Below are 17,451 nucleotides of genomic sequence, written 5' to 3' on the forward strand. Positions count from 1 at the left end.
TTGACCAGGGCGGACAAGCCATCTTCACCCGGGCGGGGTGAGCTATTCGCCACTCGCCGGGCGCAGCCCCTCGGTGGCGAACGGCGAGCGCCAGGCGGCGTCCCGATCGGCGGCCACCACGGCGTCGTCGTGGGCTTCCGCGCTGGCGCTGAACAGCACCGGTACGACGCCGGAGGACTTCAGCTGGTCGGATGCGTGCTGGTGATCGGTCACGTCGAAACTCCCCTCGTTCCCTGCCCGCTTCGGCGCGGGTCATGACCGTGATGGTGCCATGCGGCACCGACAGAAACCGGTTGTCTCCCGCCGGGACCCGGCCGGGAAGGTTCAGCGGCGAACCACCACCGGAACACCGCCAGGTTACCCGAGCCAACGCCCTGCTACCACACGACATTCCCGGGATTTTCCGGAACGAAACGGAGCAAAACCGTTACTGGGCGGGAGGTTGCGGACGCGCCTGCCCGAGCAGGGCCGAGATCCGCACGTCCGGGGTCACGACATCGGGGTCGGTCCGCACGTCGATGACGCACGGCCGCTGCCGCACCAGCGCGCTGGCGATGATGGGCTCGAGCTCTTCGCGATCGTCCACGGTGTACCCGGCCGCGCCCAGCCCACGCGCCCACGAGGCGAAGTCGGTCAACGGGATGGACACCCCGGTGAGCCGGCCGTAGGTGCGGGCCTGGTGCATCGCGAGCGCGCCGTGAACGCCGTTCTGGAAGACGACCACCATCACCGGCGCCCGGTACCGGACGGCCGTTTCGATCTCCTGGCCGGTCATGAGCGTCCCGGCGTCCCCGACCATGGCGACGACGGTCCGCCGCGGTTCGGTCAGCTTCGCCGCAACAGCGGCCGGCACGGCGTAGCCCATGGCGGCGTTGCTCGGACCGAGCTGGCTGCGCGGCGCGGTGAAGCACCAGTAGCGGTGCATGAACTGGGCGAAGTTCCCGGCGTCGCTGGTCACGATGGTGTCCTCGGGCGCCAGCTTCCGCAGCGCCCGCACGACGTCGACGGGGTGCACCCGCGTGTTCCCGCTGGTGTCGGGCGGGGTCATGAAGGTGTGGACGGCGGCGTTGGCGGCCGAAGCCCGCCGCGTCCGCGGCGCCGCGACCTCACGTAGCTCTCGCAGGAACGGCTCGACCTCGGAGTCCACGCGGAAGGTCAGCCCGCGCCGCTTCGGGCTCACGTCGATGCCGGTGCCGACCATGACCAGCGTTTGCTGAGGGGTCGGGTAGCGGTAGGCCTGGGTGGTCACCTCGTCGAGCTGGGTGCCGAGCGCGAGCACCAGGTCCGCGCGCTCCAGGGCGTCCAGCTGCCGGGCCGGGATGCCGAGCCCCAGGTGACCGGCGTACCGGGCGTGGTTTTCGGGGAAGGCGTCCTGCCGCCGGAAGGCGTTGTAGACGGGCAGCGCAAGCTCATCGGCCACGGCGATCAGTTCGTCCCGCGCCGAACGCGCCCGCCCGCCGACGATGACCACGGGGTATTTGGCCTCGTCCACCAGCTGCGCCACGGCGTCCGCCGAACGGCCCAGCGTCCCGGACGCGGGCGGCCGCACCCGCGCCATCGGCTTGGCCGCGTCGTAGGGCATGCCCCAGATGTCGCACGGCACGCCGAGCACGACCGGCCCCGGTCGCCCTTCCTGCGACGTCGTCAGCGCGTGCGCGAGCAGCCCCGGCAGCCCGTCCGGGTCGGTCACCCGCAATGTCGACTTGGCGATCGACTCGAACATGGCCGTGAGGTCCGACGTCGGCAGTTCCCCCGACGACAGCGGCACGGGTCCGGTCGCCGGCGTCTCCAGCAGGACGACCATCGGCGTCTCGTCCTGGTACGCCGTTTGGACGCCGATGGCCAGGCTCGCCGCACTCGGCCCCCGGCTGGCGAGCAGCACGGCGGGACGTTCGGTCAGCTTCCCCTCGGCCTCCGCCATGAACGCCGCGCCCGCGTCGTGGCGGGCGGAGACCAGCGTGATCTCCCGCTCCCGTTGCAGGGCGTCGAGCAGTTCCAGGAACGACTCACCGACCACCGCGTACACGCGGCGGACACGCGCCTCGGTCAGGATCCGCACGGCCGTCTGGGCGACGGTCGCTCCTAGTTGGTATCTAATGAGGAGAGCTTAGGCGGGCACCGTTCAGTGCAGTCAAGTGATCTTCACCGAAACCGGACAAGGATAGGCCGAATGTCCGCTTTGACCGACTGCTAGCCGATCAAGGGAGCGAGGACCACCGACTTGGCCGCAACCGAACATGAAACTGTTTTTACTTATGGCGCACCGGCGCTGAAGTACGGCACCGGCGCCAGCGACGAGATCGGCTACGACCTGACCCAGTACGGCGCGCACCGCGTGCTCGTCGTGACGGACCCGCAGGTCGCCGAGACCGGCTGGCCCCGCCGCATCGCGGACGGGATAGCGGGCTACGGCATCGAGACCGAGATCTTCGACGGCGTCCACGTCGAGCCCACCGACGTCAGCATGCAGAAGGCGGTCGACTTCGCCCGCGGAACAGGCCCGTACGACGCCTTCGTCGCCGTCGGCGGCGGGTCGGCCATCGACACGGCCAAGGCAGCGAACCTCCTGACGAGCAACGACGGCGACCTGATGGACTACGTCAACGCCCCCGTCGGCGGCGGCCGCGCGCCGGACCGCCCACTCAAGCCCCTGGTCGCGGTACCCACCACGACCGGCACGGGCTCCGAGAGCACCACGGTCTGCGTCCTCGACGTGCTGTCGCTGCGCGTCAAGAGCGGGATCAGCCACCTGCGGCTGCGCCCGACCCTGGCCGTCGTCGACCCGCGGCTCACCGTCAGCCAACCGCCCGGAGTGACGGCCGCCAGCGGCATGGACATCCTCTGCCACGCCGCGGAGAGCTACACCGCCAAGCCGTACACCGAGTTCGAGCGCAAGCGCCCGGAGCAGCGCGTGCCGTACTGCGGCTCGAACCCGCTGGCCGACATGTTCGCCGAGCAGTCCCTCAGGCTGTTGTCGTGGGCCCTCCCGGCTGCCGTGCGCGACGGTTCCGACCTCAAGGCCCGTGAGGCCATGGCCCTGGCCGCGACGTTCGCCGGCCTCGGCTTCGGCAACGCCGGCGTGCACATCCCGCACGCGAACGCCTATCCGATCGCCGGCCAGGTCAGGGATTTCCACCCGGAGGGTTACCCGGGCGAAGAACCCATGGTCCCGCACGGCATGGCCGTCTCGTTGACCGCGCCCGCCGCGTTCCGCTTCACCTTCGACGCGGCGCCGGACCGCCACCTGCGCGTCGCCCGCCTGCTGGCGCCCGACTTCGAGTGGCCCGGCGACTTCGCCGACCACCTGCCCGCGGTGCTGATCGACCTGATGCGGCAGATCGGCATCCCGGACGGCATCGGTGCCGTCGGCTACACGGAGTCCGATGTGGACTCCCTCGTCGAGGGAACGCTGAAGCAGCAACGCCTGCTGGCCACCGCACCGCGCGAGGCGTCCGCGGACGCCCTGTCGGAGATCCTGCGCGATTCGGTGTCGCTGTGGTGAGCGGCTACCCGCACTGGCAGACGGTCCCGTTGCGCTGGAAGGACAACGACGTCTACGGGCACGTGAACAACGTGGTCCACTACTCGCTGATGGACACCGTGATCAACACGTGGCTCATCGAGCAAGGCGGCCTCGACATCGAAACCGGGGCGGTGATCGGGCTGTGCGTCGAGTCGCACTGCGGGTATCACTCATCGGTGTCCTTTCCTGGTTCGCTGAGGGTCGGGTTGCGGGTCGCGCACCTCGGGAAGTCCAGCGTCCGCTACGAGATCGGGATGTACGCGGCCGACGAGTCCCTGGTCGCCGAAGGACACTTCGTCCACGTCTTCGTCGACCGCGAGTCCCGCCGGCCGACACCGGTCTCCGGCAAGCTGCGCGAGGCACTGGAGGCACTGCAACCCGGATGACGTGCACCGCCGCCGTGTCACCTCCTTTCCGACGGTGTCGCTTCCGGGCCGTGTTTCTCCCGTGCTTCCGATGATGCATCACGGCACCGACAGAACCGACCGATCGGCCCGAGTTGTCCACAACCGCCACGATCATCGGCCAGTTATCCACAGATTCCCGTCGAGGGATTCCCCGCCCCTTCGGCGGCGATAAGCTGGAAAGCGCACAGGAAAGGTCCACAGTGGACGAGCTGATTGCTCACCGGATCGGCAGGTAACACGGACGGCGGCCTAGGAGTCGGTCCGGTTGCGGCGGCAGAGTGGTGAGGGGGCGGCTCGAGTGTGGTCCCCCGACCGCCGCCGGCAGGCGTCCCGCCGGCGGTCGCGGCACCCGAACACGAAGTGGGCCGAACAAGTTGGTGGTCGCGCGTCCGCTCTCGGCAGACGCCCCGGGGGCGGACGCGCCACCGCCGTGTGTGGCCTGGTGGGTTTACGGATTCGTCGCCGGCAGGCGCCCCGCCGACGACCGGAACCTGCCGGAGGCGGCCAGGTAGTGGTCGCGGCCCGTCGCCGGAAGGCGCCCCGCCGGCGGGCCGCACCACCACCGAGAGCGGCCGCCGCCGACCCCAGCCGGCCGGTTCCTTGCACCGGCCGCCGCGGCGGTTCCAGTCAGCGACCGATAGACAGCGAAGACTGCGTACCGCCCAAGAAGGGCAGTGCTTCCTTACCGTCGAAGAGCGAAGCCAGAGAAAGGAGGACCCCCGCACTGCCGGTCTTGACGTCCATCGACAGGCGCAGCAGCCGGGTGCCCGGGAACGCGAGGCCGCCCTTGTACGGCACCGCGTACCAAGCCAGCCACGCCAAGTGCTGATCGATCACCGCCGAACGGTTCGGAAGTCCCGCGCCCGGACTCGCAGCCAGCGCAACCGCCAGCCCGCACCGGCCGTCGAGCAACCCGGGCTGGACGACGAACTCACCCAGGCACGCCTTCCGCAAAGCGGGAAGGCTGTCGCAGGCTTCCGCGTCCGGGCGGTGCCGCGCCAGCTGCTCAGCGACCAGGAGGATCCCGGCGCTGCCGACACCGACGTGGGGCAACGTGCGGGCCGCGCCGTCTCGGACCTGCAGCGAGCCGTCCTCGGCTTCGATGCATTCTTCGAGGTCACGGCACAACGCCTGGTCGGCAAAGGCGAGCCAGGCCGGCTCGCCGGTGCGTTCGAAGAGCCGGATGAACAGCAGCGCCGGCCCGGCCCAGCCGGACAACAGGCCGGCGCGAGCCGAGTTCCCCGGCGGCGCGGCGGTCTCCAGCGCCTCGGCCAGCCGAACGGCCGTGGCCAGTGCCTGGCGGCCGAACTCGTTGTCCTGGCGGACGGTCGCGAAGTGCAGCATCGTCAGCCCGATGCCGGCCAGACCGGTCCCCAGGGAGTGGTCGGTCGTCTGCTCGACGAGCCGCGCGGACGAAGCCAGCAGCTTGCCGGCTTGGTCGTGGTACCCGAAGTTCTCCAGGACGTAGGCGATGCCGGAGCTGCCGTCGTAGAACCCAGGCCGGGTCGGCGGCTCCCGGCGGACCGCTTCGATCAGCCAGCCTTCATGCTCGGGGAAGCGGCCGGCCCCAGCGACGTCAAGCGCGTGCAGCACACCGGCGGCACCGACGCCGAAACTAGAACCGCCGACGCGAAACTGTTCGATGTCCCCCGGGAACAGCCGGTCCTGGCGCGAGGGCGTGGCGCTGGCCAGGATCGCCTCGACGACCTGCTTGCGAACCAGCGGCCAGTCCGGTTTGTCGTGGTCGAGCTCCGTGTGAGCCGAGGTGGGCTCAGCATCGACGTCACGCTGGGCCAGCACAGCGACTGCGGCATCGGCGTACCCCTCGGGCAGCGCGAACCGGCGTTGAGCGAAGTCGGCGATGCGGCGCAGCTTCGCCGGAGCGAGCTCGGCCAGCGGCGTCAGCGGAAGGAAGAGCCACAGCCGCAACGCAGCGAGCGCGTGTTCGTCGGCCTCGAAACCGCTGCGGTCGGCCGGCGCGCGGAAGCCGGGCGTGCCCTGAGCGGGACGATCGCCTGACTCGACGTCGAACGCCGTCCCGAAGTCGGTCAGGGCGATGCGGTCTTGGTCGTCCTCGTCGATCAGGATGTTCGAGGGGTGCAGGTCTCCGAAGACGATGCCGCGAGCGTGGATGTCCGCGAGCGTCTTCTCTACCTGTGTGGCGATGTCCAGCGCGCGCCGCGCGTAGGCCGCGAGGTCAGCGGTTGACGTGTTGCTGCTGGTCAGCGGGTAGTTATGGGACAGCCAGTCGGCCAGCGAGGTCCCTGGCAGGTACTCCGTGGCCAGGTAGTGGCGCTCCGAGACGGTGAACTGCTCGACCACCTGCGGCACACTCGGGATACCGGCGAGCCGGACGAGCACCTCGTGCTCTCGGCGTAGCCGTTCGACGGCGTCGGTCCCCGCCTCGTCAAGACCCGCGTGCGGACGGGCCTCCTTGAGGACGACCGGGTCACCGCCCGTCTTGGGGGCGGCCACGAAAATTCTCGTGCTGTGCGAGGTGCGGAGCGGGCGCACCGTCCGGTAGGGGAACTGAGCCAGAGCACCTTCCTTGCGTGCAGCGAGACTGCTACGCAAACAGGTCGGCAGCTTGACCCAGTCGGGTACCGAGAACGTCAGTTCTCGCTTCTCGGGTACCAGCCGTCCATCGGGCTTGCGGACCGCCGGGACGCGGCTGCCATTGTGTTCGACCCACTGGTCCGCGAATCCGCCATAACGTACGTAGAGTGGACACTCGCCGTACTGCAAGGCGCCGGGAATGCCGGGTCCTGTCTCACCTTCCAAGCTGGTTGAGAGAGCTACGAGGACTCGCTCGAGTTCGCTGTCGTCGACCGGGTTAATGGTGGCCAACTCGACGCCGCCGTCGCCGGATGCATATTTCGAATTCCGTGTGAGCAAAGTCATCAGCGAGCGGAGGTGCTTGAACGCGACTCGGTGCTCGAGGCAGCATTCAGAGACCCGCGCGAGTACCCGGCTCGCGTTGTCCGGGCGAGCCGTGACATGAACCTGCCAGCCCTGCGCAGGAAGAACACTGCCTTCAGGGTGCAGCTCGCGCCACGCTCCACGTTCGGTGGTCACCCAACCAGGGCCCGACACCGGGAAAGCCGTCGTAAGATCGTCGGCCGGAGCGCCGTTTTCCGGCTGTTCGTCGTAGAACAGCCGGTCGGCGAAGCAAAAAGCTTCGTGGCGCAGATCCATCCGAGATACCCCTCCGTACGATCCCCCGGACATCACAGTCCTGGGACGAGGATATTTCCCCATGCCGAACAGCTCTGGGCCAATCCGCCAACCCGGCGGTTCAGCTGGGCTATCCGAGGTAAGTAGAAACGACGTCTACCGGCCGATAGACGAACCCAGGGTGATTTGTCCAGTCGGACCATCACACCATAGTGGTGTAACGTGAAGATCTTTCCGCCATTTCCGCAGGTCCACCCATGGAACGCCTCGAATGACCCCATCGAATTGGCAGAATGCCATCAAGACCGGCTTGTGATCGATTTTCGGGATAGGCACCATTCTCGTCGGCCCAGACGTAGAACACAGGAGCACCGCGGTGGTCCACGCCACGCCCGACACCTCGCCGGACGGACCCGCCGGTACCACGGAGTAAGTTGACGACCGGCGGACCGGAAGGAGGAACGGGTGATCTTCGGATTCGCCGTGACGGTCGCCGTGGCTGCCACGCTCGTCGCGCTCTGGAGCTTCGTCCAGTCGGCCAGGAACCGGCTGCCGGACAACCCGCTCCTGATCGGAGTCGCGGCCGTCGAGGCGCTGCTGGTCGTCCAGCTGGTGATCGGGATCGTGCTGCTCGCCGGCGGTGACCGGCCCGGCAGCCTGGCCACCTACCTGGCCTACCTGATCGGCTCCCTGGTCGTACTGCCCGTGGGCGCCGCCTGGGCGCTGGCCGAGCGGAGCCGGTCGAGCACCGTCGTGCTCGGTATCGCCTGCCTGGCCATCCCGGTGATGGTGCTGCGACTGAACGAGGTGTGGAGTGGAGCAACAGCGTAAAACGGCCTCCGGCCCCGGACGGGTGCTCGTCGCCGTGTACGCGATCTTCGCGCTGGCCGCGACGTCGCGGGCCGGCGTCCAGATCAGCACCAAGTTCCACGAAGCTCCGCTCGCCTACCTGCTCTCGGCGTTCGCCGCGGTCGTCTACATCGTCGCGACGATCGCGCTGGCCCGGCGCGGGGACGGCTGGTGGCGCGTGGCCCTCGTCGCCTGCTCGATCGAGCTGCTGGGCGTCCTGACCATCGGCACGCTGAGCCTCGTCGACGCGGCCGCGTTCCGGCACCCGACCGTCTGGTCGGTCTACGGCGAGGGCTACCTCTTCATCCCGCTGGTCCTGCCGGTCATCGGGCTGTACTGGCTGCGGAAGACCGCCCCGGCGAAGGTCGCCGCCTAAGACGGACGGCCCCCGCTCACGAGCGCGGAACAGTACGGGAACTGCACGTACCCCACTCCGGGAAATAAATACGGATTCCACCGGCGACTTTCGTCGGTTCCGGACATTCGCCGGCAACTCGGACAATCTTCGAGTTCGGTCCCCACCGGCTTTCCCCACGCGGTTCTCCCCCGCGTGAAAAGGAGTGAGCGTGAAATTCGGCAAGTTCGTCCTGCTGGCCGCGAGCACCGCGCTGGCCGTCGTCGGCCTCGGCGGTCCGGCGGCCGCCGACAGCACCCCGCAGGCCCAGCCGTCGATCATCGGCGGCAGCACCGCCACCAGCGGCCCCTGGGCGGCCCGGCTCTTCGTCAACGGCCAGCAGAACTGCACCGCGACGATCATCGCCCCGCAGTACATCCTCACCGCCAAGCACTGCGTCAGCAGCTCCGGCACCTACACGTTCCGCATCGGCAGCCTGGACCAGTCCAGCGGCGGGACGACGGCCACCGGCTCCACCATCACGCGCTACCCCGGCTCAGCCGACCTGGCGATCGTCCGGCTCACCACCTCGGTGAACGCCACCTACTCGCCGCTCGGCAACGTCGGTGACGTCTCGGTCGGCCAGAACGTCTCCGTCTACGGCTGGGGCGCCACCAGCCAGTGCGGCTCCGAGATCAACTGCCAGTCGCGCTACCTCAAGGTCGCGACCGTGCGGGTGAACTCGATCAGCTGCAGCGACTACACCGGCGGCGTCGCGGTGTGCGCGAACCGCGTCAACGGCATCACCGCCGGCGGCGACTCCGGCGGCCCGATGTTCGCCTCCGGCCGCCAGGTCGGCGTCGCGTCGACGAGCGACCGGTCGAACAACACCGCCTACACCAACATCACGCGTTATCGCAGCTGGATTTCGCAGGTGGCGGGCGTCTGATTCCGCCGGAAAAGGGCCCGGCCGCGAAAGGCCGGGCCCTTTTCCCGCACACTCAGGACGTCGAAATGTCGTCGAGCTGTTCCGCGGCCGGCCGCACCGGGTAGAGGTCTCCGCCCGGCTGCACCGGCACCCGCGGCAACGCGGATCGAGCCGCGGGATCACCCGCGTCGGCCGCCGCGTGCAGGACGTCCAGCGCCGCGTACGGGCGGAAGTCCAGCTCGGGGTACGGCCACGCCGGCTGCCCCTGCGTCGCTCCCGGGATCAGGAAGTCGACCGCGGCGAACAGTGTCGCGCCACTCGGTGCCGTGTAGTGCCACAGGTCGACGCCGACGTGCTTGCCGATCTGCGCCAGCCGGGTCAGCGCGACCAGGTTGAACGCCGAGTAGTGCCAGCTGCGGGTCCGGCTCGTCTCCTGCGGCTGCAGACCACCGGCCTGGATCTGCGGCGCGATCCGGTTCGGCCCGGCGTCCCGCGCGATGGCCGCGGCCAGCTCACGCTGCCCCGTGCCGAGGGCGAGCGACGCGGCGAGCATGTCGTAGAAGCTGCCGTGGTTGTTCTGGGCCTTGGCCTCGTCGGTCCCGTTCTTGCTGGTCCGCAGCCAGTCCAGGAACTGCGTGTACCAGCCGGTCATGCCGGCCTGGTCGGTCTTCGTCCAGCCGGGCGCACCGGTCGCCAGGATCGCGGTGGCGTCGAGGACCTGGCTCAGCGTGTAGGAGAACTCGATGATGCCGATGCCGCGGCCGTCCACTTTGCACGGGATGCCCTGGGCGAAGTTCATGTTCGGGTTCATCTTCGTGGCCGTGTCGAGGAACCACGTGCGCAGGTCGAGCGCCGCGCGACGGGCGTACCGCGCGTCGCCGGTGTAGTACCAGGCGAGCGCGAGCCGGTAGATCGCGGCGAATGCCTGGCCGCGGTAGGCGTGGTCGGTGATCTCGTCGACGATCGGGTTGCGCTGGCCGTCGCGCTGCACGAACGGGCAGCCCCACGGGTTTTCCGCGGTCGGCTGCGTCGTCGGCCACCAGTAGGGCGCCAGGCTCAGGTAATCGTGCTTGTCCCCGCTCGGTGGGACCTGTTTCTTCGACGTGACGCTCCACGGCCCCGCCGTGAGGTCGGTCTTCGCCGCGGTGAGCAGGTTGTTCAGCGCGGTGCGGGATGTCTTTTCGCCGACGAGCGCGGCGAACTTCGTGCGAAGCAGCTGATTGCCGTCGAGGACGGCGGTCTGCGGCGCGCACACCGGCCCGATGACCGGGACAGCGCAGCCGGTGGGTCGCGACGCGGCCTCAGCCGGCGTAGCAAGCGAAGCGACGAGGCCGACAGCGGCGAGCGCGGCCACGACGGTGTGGCGGAAAACCATGTCCGCTCCATTCACAAATATGAACATCAGACCTGTGAGTGAATGGAGCGTACGCATGTGAACGTGGCCGAGGCAATGCCTGGTTCAAACCAGAGACCGTCAGCCGGCGAAGTCGCGCGGCCGGAAGAAGGCGACGAGCCGCGTGGTGCGAAGAGCGTCCCAGGGATCCGTGGTGGCGAGCACGGCCGCGGCGCCGGTGGGGAACTTGGTCTGGACCGCCAAGGTCTCTTCACCGAGGCCGGCGAGGTGCAGGGTCACGTCGCTGACCCCGGGCTCGTGCCCGACGAGCGCGAGCCTGGTGACGCCGGGCGGCGTCCGGCGGGCGGCGTTCAGGAACTCGGGGACGTCGCCGCCGTAAAGATCGTCGTCGTATTCGACGGGCGGCGGCGCGGGGAGTTCGTCGCTCACGCGCAGCCACGTTTCGCGCGTGCGACGCGCGGTGGAGCAGACCGTCAGCTCGGGAACGTGCCCCTCTTCCACGAGCCACCGGCCGAGCCTGGGCGCGTCGCGGAAACCGCGCGGCCCCAACGGCCGCTCGTGGTCGGGCAGGCCCTCCGACCAGTCCGACTTCGCGTGCCGGACAACGATGAGCCACCTGGTCGCGTCCATTCCGCCACCCTAACGGTTTCCGGAACAACAAAATCGGGGCCGGAAGCAGCTGCGCTTCCGGCCCCGATCATGGTGTTTTGGTGCTACCCGCGCTTGAGCGCATCGGTGAGGCCGCCCTGGGTCAGCGGCGTGTTACCGGCCAGCTGGGTCAGCCCGCCCAGCGAGAGCAGCTGCGTCACGTCGGGCAGCCCGTTCAGCGTCGGGAGACCGCCGGTGCTCGGCACCAGCCCGCCGACCAGCGGAAGCCCGGTCGCCGACCGCTCGTCGGTCTGCTGGAGCGGCGCCGCGGCGTCGGCGGAGGCCTGCAGGCCGGTGACCCGGGTGCCCGCCTCGGGGTCGAGCGGTTCGGTGGAGACGTTCCCGTGCAGCGGCAGCCGGTCGTCGACCGGCGTGATCGTGGCGCGCCCCTGCTCCGTGTCGGCCGTCGCCGCCAGCGGCAGGGCGGCCGGGAGGGCAGGCAGGTCGGTGGCCGAGAGCTCACTGCCGAGCGGCGCGTTGAGGTCGTGCTCGGGCGAGTCGCCGTCGGCCTCGGTGCTCGGGGCGACGTCCTGCTGCAGCAGGTGCAGCGGCACCACGTGCAGGACCGGGGCGAGGCTGCCGACGACCGGCTGCTGCACGGCGGGCAGCGCCGCGGCGAGAGGCTGGTCGGACTGCTGCAGGTCCTCGCCCGTCGTCTCGGTCACCGCTTGGAGCTGCTCGGGGGCGCCGTTGACCGTGTTCGCGAAGTGGTGGATCCCGGGGTTCGTGGCGAGCTGCCCCAGGACGGCGTCGGAAACGCCGGGAACGATGGACTCGGCCGACGCGACACCGGAACCGACCGCCAGCAGCCCGCCGCTGGCCAGTGCAACCTGCAGGATCCGCTTCGTCTGAATACGCATGACAAATACTCCTTTGATGAATACTGGAAAAGTGATTTCTGGATGAAGGTTCAGCGCAGCCGAAAGTGAGATTCACTACCGCTCCGGCAGCACCTCATGCGAGCCGGCGAAATACCGGCTCTGTTCGAAGGTGGCCGTTCGTCAGTCCGGCGTGACGCCGGGCTGGATTTCCGCTGCCACCACGGCGTGCTGCTGCACGCGATTCCGACGGCCCGAGGACTGCAGGCGAGTTTCGGAACGGGGCTGCGCGACATCACCGCAACCGCGATCGCCGCCGGCGGCGAATGCCGCCGTCGCGGGGACCACGTATGCCTGCAAGCCCGATCGTCCGCCGAGCCCGCCCAAACCGTGGTCGGCGCCGAGGTCAGCGTGTGCCTCACCGAGCGCGGAAGCCGCGGCAGGCCGAAGCGGGAACGCGGCGGAGGGGGCGGTTGACGCCTCCGGCGAGCCGGTTTTCGCCGGCGCAGACCGGACGTCGTGCGACTCGGCGGCGACGGGGTCGGCGGGCGGCTTTCCGACGTGCTCGACAGGGTTGTCGGGCGACTCGAGGTTTCCCGTCAGGTCGGTCAGTGTGAGAACGGCAGCAGGAATTGTCGTCACTGCAGGGATTGCGTGGGCGTGCAGCACGTCAACGCGAGTGGCGGCCTCAGAAAGACCGCGTGCGACGTCATCGACACGTTCCACCGCTTGCGGCAGCACAGACGGCTTCGGGTCGCTCACGGCCGACACGGCAGTCTGAACGCCGGCACCGATCGGCTCGTTCGTGATGTCGGTGAGCGTGCTGGCCGACGCCGTGGCCGTCAGCCACGCGACGGCGGAGACGGCGGCAGCGCCGCCGACCACGACGAGCGCACGAACCAGGGCACGGCGGGCATTGACCATGCCGCCCTCCCACCCTGTCCCGCTCGTCACGTTCGCGATCCCGCCTGTTCGCCGATTCCCTGTGCCGCCGACGCAGCCGTTCCACCATAACCACACTCTCATTCCCCGGTCGCGCAATACCCCACTCTCGTGGCCGATTAGCCGAAATCGGGCCGATTCGAGCACGACGACCACGGCGCCGACCAGGGGAAATCGGTGGGCAAGATCGCCTTTGCGCGTCTCGAATGATGCGTCGCCAATTCACCCGATGCAGCTACAACGACCGCGGATTTCGCGAATGTTCGGGTACACGATCGGGGGCCTGGGACGCCGTCCACGCCCAGCCAGCCACCGCTGGTGCGCCCTCGGCGTACCTACCCTGCCGCCGGGCGGCCGCACTGCTAGTGATGAGAGTTCGTACAACTGTGCCGCCGACGCGCTCACCAACGGCGGCGCCGGCCAGGGCTTCTGACAGTCGTGCAGCCGTACTCCACTGACGAGGGAGACGACTGTTCGTGGTGGGCCGCCTGGGGCTCGAACCCAGAACCTACGGATTAAAAGTCCGCAGCTCTACCAATTGAGCTAACGGCCCGTACCCCCAGTTTAGCCAGGCCCCGGTCAGCCGGTCGCACGCCGGGTGCGGCTGACCGTCCTGGGAAGGTCGGCGCTGGTCCGCGACCTGTGGACGTGGACGCGCGGGGCCCGAGCCCCGCGCGTCACGCCGTCAGCACTGGACGAACAGCCCTGTGTAAGCCGTGCACTTCGTCGACGCCTTGTCGTTGTCCGCCGTCGGGTCGGCCGGCGTGCTCGCCGCTCGCTGGGCCGTCGCCGTGAACGCCCCCCACGCGAAGAAACCGCCCTCGGACGTGAACTTCGCCGTTGCCGACGCTCCCGAGGCCAGGGTGCCGATCGCGCAGTTCAGAGCCGTGCCCGCGCGGGTGCAGCCCGTCGTCGAGACGATCGTGCGGCTCGCGCCCGGGTTGGCCGTCACGCGGACGCCGGTCGCGGTGGCCGGGCCGGTGTTCGACACCTTGATCACGTAGTCGACGCGGGCGGCCAGGCCGATGCGCGGGGTGGCGGTCAGCGCGACCTTGACGTCGGCCTCGTCCGGCGGGGCGATCGTGACGGCCGGGCCGTCCTCCACGCTGAACGCGTAGTTGTCGCCGGCGAACTGGTGCTGGAGCGTGAACTGCCCGGGCTGGACGTCGTCCTTGACGCGCAGGGTGAACGTCACCGTCCGGCTCTCGCCCGCGCCCAGGTCACCCACGCCGCCGCGGAAGCTGCTGAGGTACGGCGCGCACGGTGCGATCGCCCCGGTGCAGGAGACCAGGTCCACCACGTCGGCGATCGGCTTCTCCTTCACGTAGAGCGCCGCCTTCGCGCCCGTGACCGTGAAGTCCGTCGGGTTGGTCAGCTGCTCGGTGACCGTGAACGTGGTGCTCGCACGCACAGTGGTCGCGCTGACGTCGATCGTGCTCGCGGGCGGAGCCGCGGACGCGACGGCGGGAGCCGCGCACAGGACCGCCGTCGTCAACGCGGCCAGAACGGCGGTTCTTCGTCCGGTTCGCTGCATATTCGTGATCTCCTGGTTCCGAACCGAGGGTGCGCTCCGACCGGTCAGACTGGCCTGCGCAGCGGGGGTGACGAAGATCAGATCGCCGCACCCCGAGATTCGTTACCGGGTTCTTCAAACCGTACTTGAACTGGGGTTTTACCGCGGTTGCCCGGTCACCGACCGCCCACGTGATCCGAAACTGTCGGACCCCTGTGGGACGCTCCGCGCATGACCGAACACACCGCCCCGGTGGCGTCTCCGCCCCGCCTGACCGGCCCCCGAACCGACCCGGCGCCGGTCGCGGACGAGCGGCAGGCGCTCACCGAGAGCCTCGAGTACTACCGGCGCACCTTCGAGCTGAAGTGCGCCGGCCTGAGCCCGGCACAGCTGTCCGAACGCTCGGTACCACCGTCCACATTGACCCTGCACGGGCTGCTGCGGCACCTCACCGGCTGCGAACGCTGGTGGTTCCGCATGCAGTTCGCCGGCGAGGACGTCCCGAACCTCTACTACTCCGACGACGACCCGGAGCAGGACTTCACGGACCTGGGCGGCGATGTCGACGAAGCGTTCTCGTTGTGGCACGAGGAATGCGCGCGCTCCCGCGAGATCGTCGCGGCCAGCGCGATGGACCAGACGGGCACCCGGCGCAGCACCGGCGAACCGTTCACCCTGCGCTGGCTGATGCTGCGGATGATCGGCGAGTACGCACGGCACATCGGCCAGGCCGACCTGGTCCGCGAGCGGATCGACGGCGCGACCGGCGAGTGACGGCTCAGGCGTCGGCCGTCCGGCGGCGGAAGCGGAAGAGGAGGTTGGCCACGAGCGGGACGACGATCCAGCACGCGTAGGCCCAGTGCGTGAAGAACGCGACCGGGATGGAGACGGCGAAGGCGGCGATCATCGCGCCGATGCCGCGGTGGACCGCGCCGAAGAGCTCCGGCGGGGTGTCCGCGCGGCAGAGGTGGTTCCGCTGGATCTGCCAGGCCATGAGGAGGAACAACGTCAGCGCGATGACCTGCACGACCGCGTAGAAGACGAACCGGAACTCGAACCCGCCGTCTTCGGCGAGCACCTTCGTGGCGAAGGGCATGACCACCTGCATCAGGAGCCAGCCGAAGGTGAGGCGGGCGAGTCCGCCGCCGAGCGTGGTGACGTAGTTGAACAGGCGGTGGTGGGCCCGCCAGTGGCCGCCGATGACGACGAAGCTGATCAGGAAGGAGACGTATTCGGACTGGTGATGACCGAGTGACCGGAGCAGTTCGGCGCTGGTGGCGCCCTCCGGCAGCGGCAACTCGAGCGCGAGCAGCGTGATCGCGATGGCGACGACAGCGTCCGAGAAGAAGGTCAGCCGCTCGGCGGCGATGGCCCGGGATCCGGAGCCTGCGGTGTCCTCGGCGGACGGAGCGCTGGTCATGGCGGATGAGCGTGCCAGACCCCGGTCGTGGAACGGCCGCCGAGGTGGGGCGCGTGCGATGCTGACGCCATGACCGTCGACCCCGATTCCGGACTCCTGTCCCCAGTGCGGGCCGGTACGCCGGCCGAAGCGTCGACCGGAGACGCGGCCTGGCTGCGCGCGATGCTCGACGCCGAGGCGGCGCTCTCGAGGGCGCAGGCACGGCTCGGGACGGTGCCGCCGGAGGCTGCGGACGCGATCACGGAGGCCGCGGGCAAGGCGCGGATCGACGTCGCCGAGCTGGCGCGCGGGGCGCGGGCGACCGCGAACCCCGTCGTCGGCCTGGTGCAGGCGCTGACGTCGGCCGTCCGGGAGCTCGAGCCCGATGCCGCCGAGTACGTGCACCGCGGCTCGACCAGCCAGGACATCTTCGACACCGCGATGATGCTGGTCGCGGACCGGACGCTGCGGCCGCTCGCCGCCGACCTCGACGCGACCGCCGAGGCGCTGGCCGGGCTGGCCCGCGCGCACCGGGACACGACCATGGCCGGCCGGACGCTGACGGCCCACGCGGTGCCGACGACGTTCGGGCTCAAGGCCGCGGGCTGGCGGCAGCTGGTGCTGGACGCGGCCGTCCGCGTCCGGCGCGTGCTGGACGGCGGGCTGCCGGTCTCGCTGGGCGGCGCGGCCGGAACGCTGGCGGCGTACGTCGAGTACGCGCGCCTCGCGGACGAGACGACCGACGGTGACTACGCGGAACGGCTCACGGCCGCGTTCGCGGAGGAGGCCGGGCTGGCCGCTCCCGTGCTGCCGTGGCACACGCTGCGGACGCCGGTCGCGGACCTGGTCGGCGCGCTCGCGTTCGCCGCCGGGGCGTTGGGGAAGCTGGCCGTCGACGTCGAGACGCTCAGCCGGACCGAGCTGGGCGAGGTCGCCGAACCGGCCGCCGACGGGCGGGGCGGGTCCTCGGCGATGCCGCACAAGCGGAACCCGGTGCTCGCGACGCTGATCCGGTCGGCGGCGCTGCAGGTGCCCGTGCTGGCCGCGGGGGTCACGCAGTCGATGCTCGCCGAGGACGAACGGGCGGCCGGGGTCTGGCACGCCGAGTGGCAGCTGGTGCGCGAGTGCCTCCGGCTGACCGGCGGCGCCGCGCACACCGCCGCCGAGCTGGCGCGCGGGCTCACCGCGGAGCCCGCGCGGATGCGGGCGAACCTGGCGTCGACGCACGGGCTGATCGTCTCGGAGCGACTCTCCGCGACGCTCGCGCCACTGCTCGGCAAGGCGGCGGCCAAGGAGCTGCTGGGCGAGGCGTCGCGGCGGGCGGTGCGCGAGGACCGGCCGCTGCGGGAGGTGCTCGACGAGCTGCCCGCGATCACCGGGGTGCTGACGCCGGCCGCGCTGGACGGGCTGCTCGACCCGGCCGGCTACACGGGCGCGGCGGGCGCGTTGGTGGACCGCGCCCTCGGCGACGACGGACCGGCGGGCGGCGGCGCTCAGGAGTAGCAAGCTCGCGGCGGGGAAGCAGGCAGCCCGGCTCGCGAGAGAAGCTCGGCCGCTCGGCG

General features: G+C 70.0%; 16 protein-coding genes and 1 tRNA gene. 7 read left to right on the top strand and 10 right to left on the bottom strand.

Annotated features, from left to right (window positions below; genetic code table 11):
- Positions 1-42: 42 nt before the first annotated feature.
- Entirely contained in the window at positions 43-213 is a 171-nt protein-coding gene (locus HUT10_RS25710; RefSeq protein WP_176173549.1) for a hypothetical protein, read from the bottom strand.
- Between the two features lie 214 nt (positions 214-427).
- Positions 428-2,098, bottom strand: a complete 1,671-nt coding sequence (locus HUT10_RS25715; protein WP_176178002.1) for a thiamine pyrophosphate-binding protein — start codon at positions 2,096-2,098, stop codon at positions 428-430.
- Between the two features lie 123 nt (positions 2,099-2,221).
- On the opposite strand from HUT10_RS25715, the gene HUT10_RS25720 reads away from it, so the two are divergent.
- Positions 2,222-3,502: a hydroxyacid-oxoacid transhydrogenase gene (locus tag HUT10_RS25720; RefSeq protein WP_176173550.1), complete on the top strand. Its 1,281-nt coding sequence runs from the start codon at positions 2,222-2,224 to the stop codon at positions 3,500-3,502.
- Positions 3,496-3,909 (top strand): thioesterase family protein, encoded by a 414-nt coding sequence (locus tag HUT10_RS25725; RefSeq protein WP_176173551.1) that lies wholly within the window; start codon positions 3,496-3,498, stop codon positions 3,907-3,909. Before HUT10_RS25720 ends, HUT10_RS25725 begins: the two co-directional genes overlap by 7 nt.
- A 648-nt stretch (positions 3,910-4,557) precedes the next feature.
- Here the strand turns inward: HUT10_RS25725 and lanKC are convergent.
- Positions 4,558-7,125: a class III lanthionine synthetase LanKC gene (gene lanKC, locus HUT10_RS25730; RefSeq protein WP_176173552.1), complete on the bottom strand. Its 2,568-nt coding sequence runs from the start codon at positions 7,123-7,125 to the stop codon at positions 4,558-4,560.
- Positions 7,126-7,569: 444 nt separating this feature from the next.
- Here lanKC and HUT10_RS25735 point away from each other — a divergent pair, with 444 nt between their 5' ends.
- From HUT10_RS25735 to HUT10_RS25745, 3 genes are all read left to right on the top strand, one after another.
- On the top strand, positions 7,570-7,935 hold the full coding sequence (locus tag HUT10_RS25735; RefSeq protein ID WP_176173553.1) for a hypothetical protein: 366 nt from the start codon (positions 7,570-7,572) through the stop codon (positions 7,933-7,935).
- Between the two features lie 22 nt (positions 7,936-7,957).
- Positions 7,958-8,329, top strand: coding sequence for a hypothetical protein (locus HUT10_RS25740; RefSeq protein WP_254897490.1), 372 nt, complete (start codon positions 7,958-7,960; stop codon positions 8,327-8,329).
- A gap of 190 nt (positions 8,330-8,519) precedes the next feature.
- Positions 8,520-9,236 carry a trypsin-like serine protease gene (locus tag HUT10_RS25745; RefSeq protein WP_176173555.1) on the top strand — a complete coding sequence of 239 codons (717 nt, stop codon included), beginning with the start codon at positions 8,520-8,522 and terminating at the stop codon, positions 9,234-9,236.
- A gap of 52 nt (positions 9,237-9,288) precedes the next feature.
- Here the strand turns inward: HUT10_RS25745 and HUT10_RS25750 are convergent, their stop codons facing one another.
- The 6 genes from HUT10_RS25750 to HUT10_RS25775 form a co-directional block, all read right to left on the bottom strand.
- Positions 9,289-10,590: an alginate lyase family protein gene (locus HUT10_RS25750; RefSeq protein WP_176173556.1), complete on the bottom strand. Its 1,302-nt coding sequence runs from the start codon at positions 10,588-10,590 to the stop codon at positions 9,289-9,291.
- A gap of 99 nt (positions 10,591-10,689) precedes the next feature.
- Complete coding sequence (locus tag HUT10_RS25755; RefSeq protein WP_176173557.1) at positions 10,690-11,199, bottom strand: histidine phosphatase family protein; 510 nt, start codon at positions 11,197-11,199, stop codon at positions 10,690-10,692.
- A gap of 83 nt (positions 11,200-11,282) precedes the next feature.
- Positions 11,283-12,077 carry a hypothetical protein gene (locus HUT10_RS25760; protein ID WP_176173558.1) on the bottom strand — a complete coding sequence of 265 codons (795 nt, stop codon included), beginning with the start codon at positions 12,075-12,077 and terminating at the stop codon, positions 11,283-11,285.
- Between the two features lie 141 nt (positions 12,078-12,218).
- The gene (locus tag HUT10_RS25765; protein WP_176173559.1) at positions 12,219-12,959 is read right to left on the bottom strand and encodes a hypothetical protein; all 741 of its coding nucleotides are present in this window, start codon (positions 12,957-12,959) and stop codon (positions 12,219-12,221) included.
- A gap of 495 nt (positions 12,960-13,454) precedes the next feature.
- Positions 13,455-13,530, bottom strand: a tRNA-Lys gene (locus HUT10_RS25770).
- A 132-nt stretch (positions 13,531-13,662) separates the two neighbouring features.
- Positions 13,663-14,511 carry a DUF11 domain-containing protein gene (locus HUT10_RS25775; protein WP_176173560.1) on the bottom strand — a complete coding sequence of 283 codons (849 nt, stop codon included), beginning with the start codon at positions 14,509-14,511 and terminating at the stop codon, positions 13,663-13,665.
- Between the two features lie 210 nt (positions 14,512-14,721).
- Here HUT10_RS25775 and HUT10_RS25780 point away from each other — a divergent pair, with 210 nt between their 5' ends.
- Positions 14,722-15,264 carry a DinB family protein gene (locus tag HUT10_RS25780; protein ID WP_176173561.1) on the top strand — a complete coding sequence of 181 codons (543 nt, stop codon included), beginning with the start codon at positions 14,722-14,724 and terminating at the stop codon, positions 15,262-15,264.
- A gap of 4 nt (positions 15,265-15,268) precedes the next feature.
- Here HUT10_RS25780 and HUT10_RS25785 read toward each other — a convergent pair whose 3' ends face one another.
- Positions 15,269-15,910 (bottom strand): TMEM175 family protein, encoded by a 642-nt coding sequence (locus HUT10_RS25785; RefSeq protein WP_176173562.1) that lies wholly within the window; start codon positions 15,908-15,910, stop codon positions 15,269-15,271.
- Between the two features lie 69 nt (positions 15,911-15,979).
- Between HUT10_RS25785 and pcaB the strand changes: the two genes are divergently transcribed.
- Positions 15,980-17,392, top strand: coding sequence for a 3-carboxy-cis,cis-muconate cycloisomerase (pcaB, locus tag HUT10_RS25790; protein ID WP_176173563.1), 1,413 nt, complete (start codon positions 15,980-15,982; stop codon positions 17,390-17,392).
- The last annotated feature ends 59 nt before the right edge of the window (positions 17,393-17,451 follow it).

This window comes from Amycolatopsis sp. Hca4 (genome assembly GCF_013364075.1).
In the GTDB taxonomy this organism is placed as follows: Bacteria; Actinomycetota; Actinomycetes; order Mycobacteriales; family Pseudonocardiaceae; genus Amycolatopsis.

What these genes read in the sequence shown, in the direction of transcription:
- lanKC (WP_176173552.1), bottom strand. Translation starts at nt 7,125, where the DNA reads ATGGATCTGCGCCACGAAGCTTTTTGCTTCGCCGACCGGCTGTTCTAC.
- HUT10_RS25750 (WP_176173556.1), bottom strand. Translation starts at nt 10,590, where the DNA reads ATGGTTTTCCGCCACACCGTCGTGGCCGCGCTCGCCGCTGTCGGCCTC.
- HUT10_RS25755 (WP_176173557.1), bottom strand. Translation starts at nt 11,199, where the DNA reads ATGGACGCGACCAGGTGGCTCATCGTTGTCCGGCACGCGAAGTCGGAC.
- HUT10_RS25760 (WP_176173558.1), bottom strand. Translation starts at nt 12,077, where the DNA reads ATGCGTATTCAGACGAAGCGGATCCTGCAGGTTGCACTGGCCAGCGGC.
- HUT10_RS25765 (WP_176173559.1), bottom strand. Translation starts at nt 12,959, where the DNA reads ATGGTCAATGCCCGCCGTGCCCTGGTTCGTGCGCTCGTCGTGGTCGGC.
- HUT10_RS25775 (WP_176173560.1), bottom strand. Translation starts at nt 14,511, where the DNA reads ATGCAGCGAACCGGACGAAGAACCGCCGTTCTGGCCGCGTTGACGACG.
- HUT10_RS25780 (WP_176173561.1), top strand. Translation starts at nt 14,722, where the DNA reads ATGACCGAACACACCGCCCCGGTGGCGTCTCCGCCCCGCCTGACCGGC.
- HUT10_RS25785 (WP_176173562.1), bottom strand. Translation starts at nt 15,910, where the DNA reads ATGACCAGCGCTCCGTCCGCCGAGGACACCGCAGGCTCCGGATCCCGG.
- pcaB (WP_176173563.1), top strand. Translation starts at nt 15,980, where the DNA reads ATGACCGTCGACCCCGATTCCGGACTCCTGTCCCCAGTGCGGGCCGGT.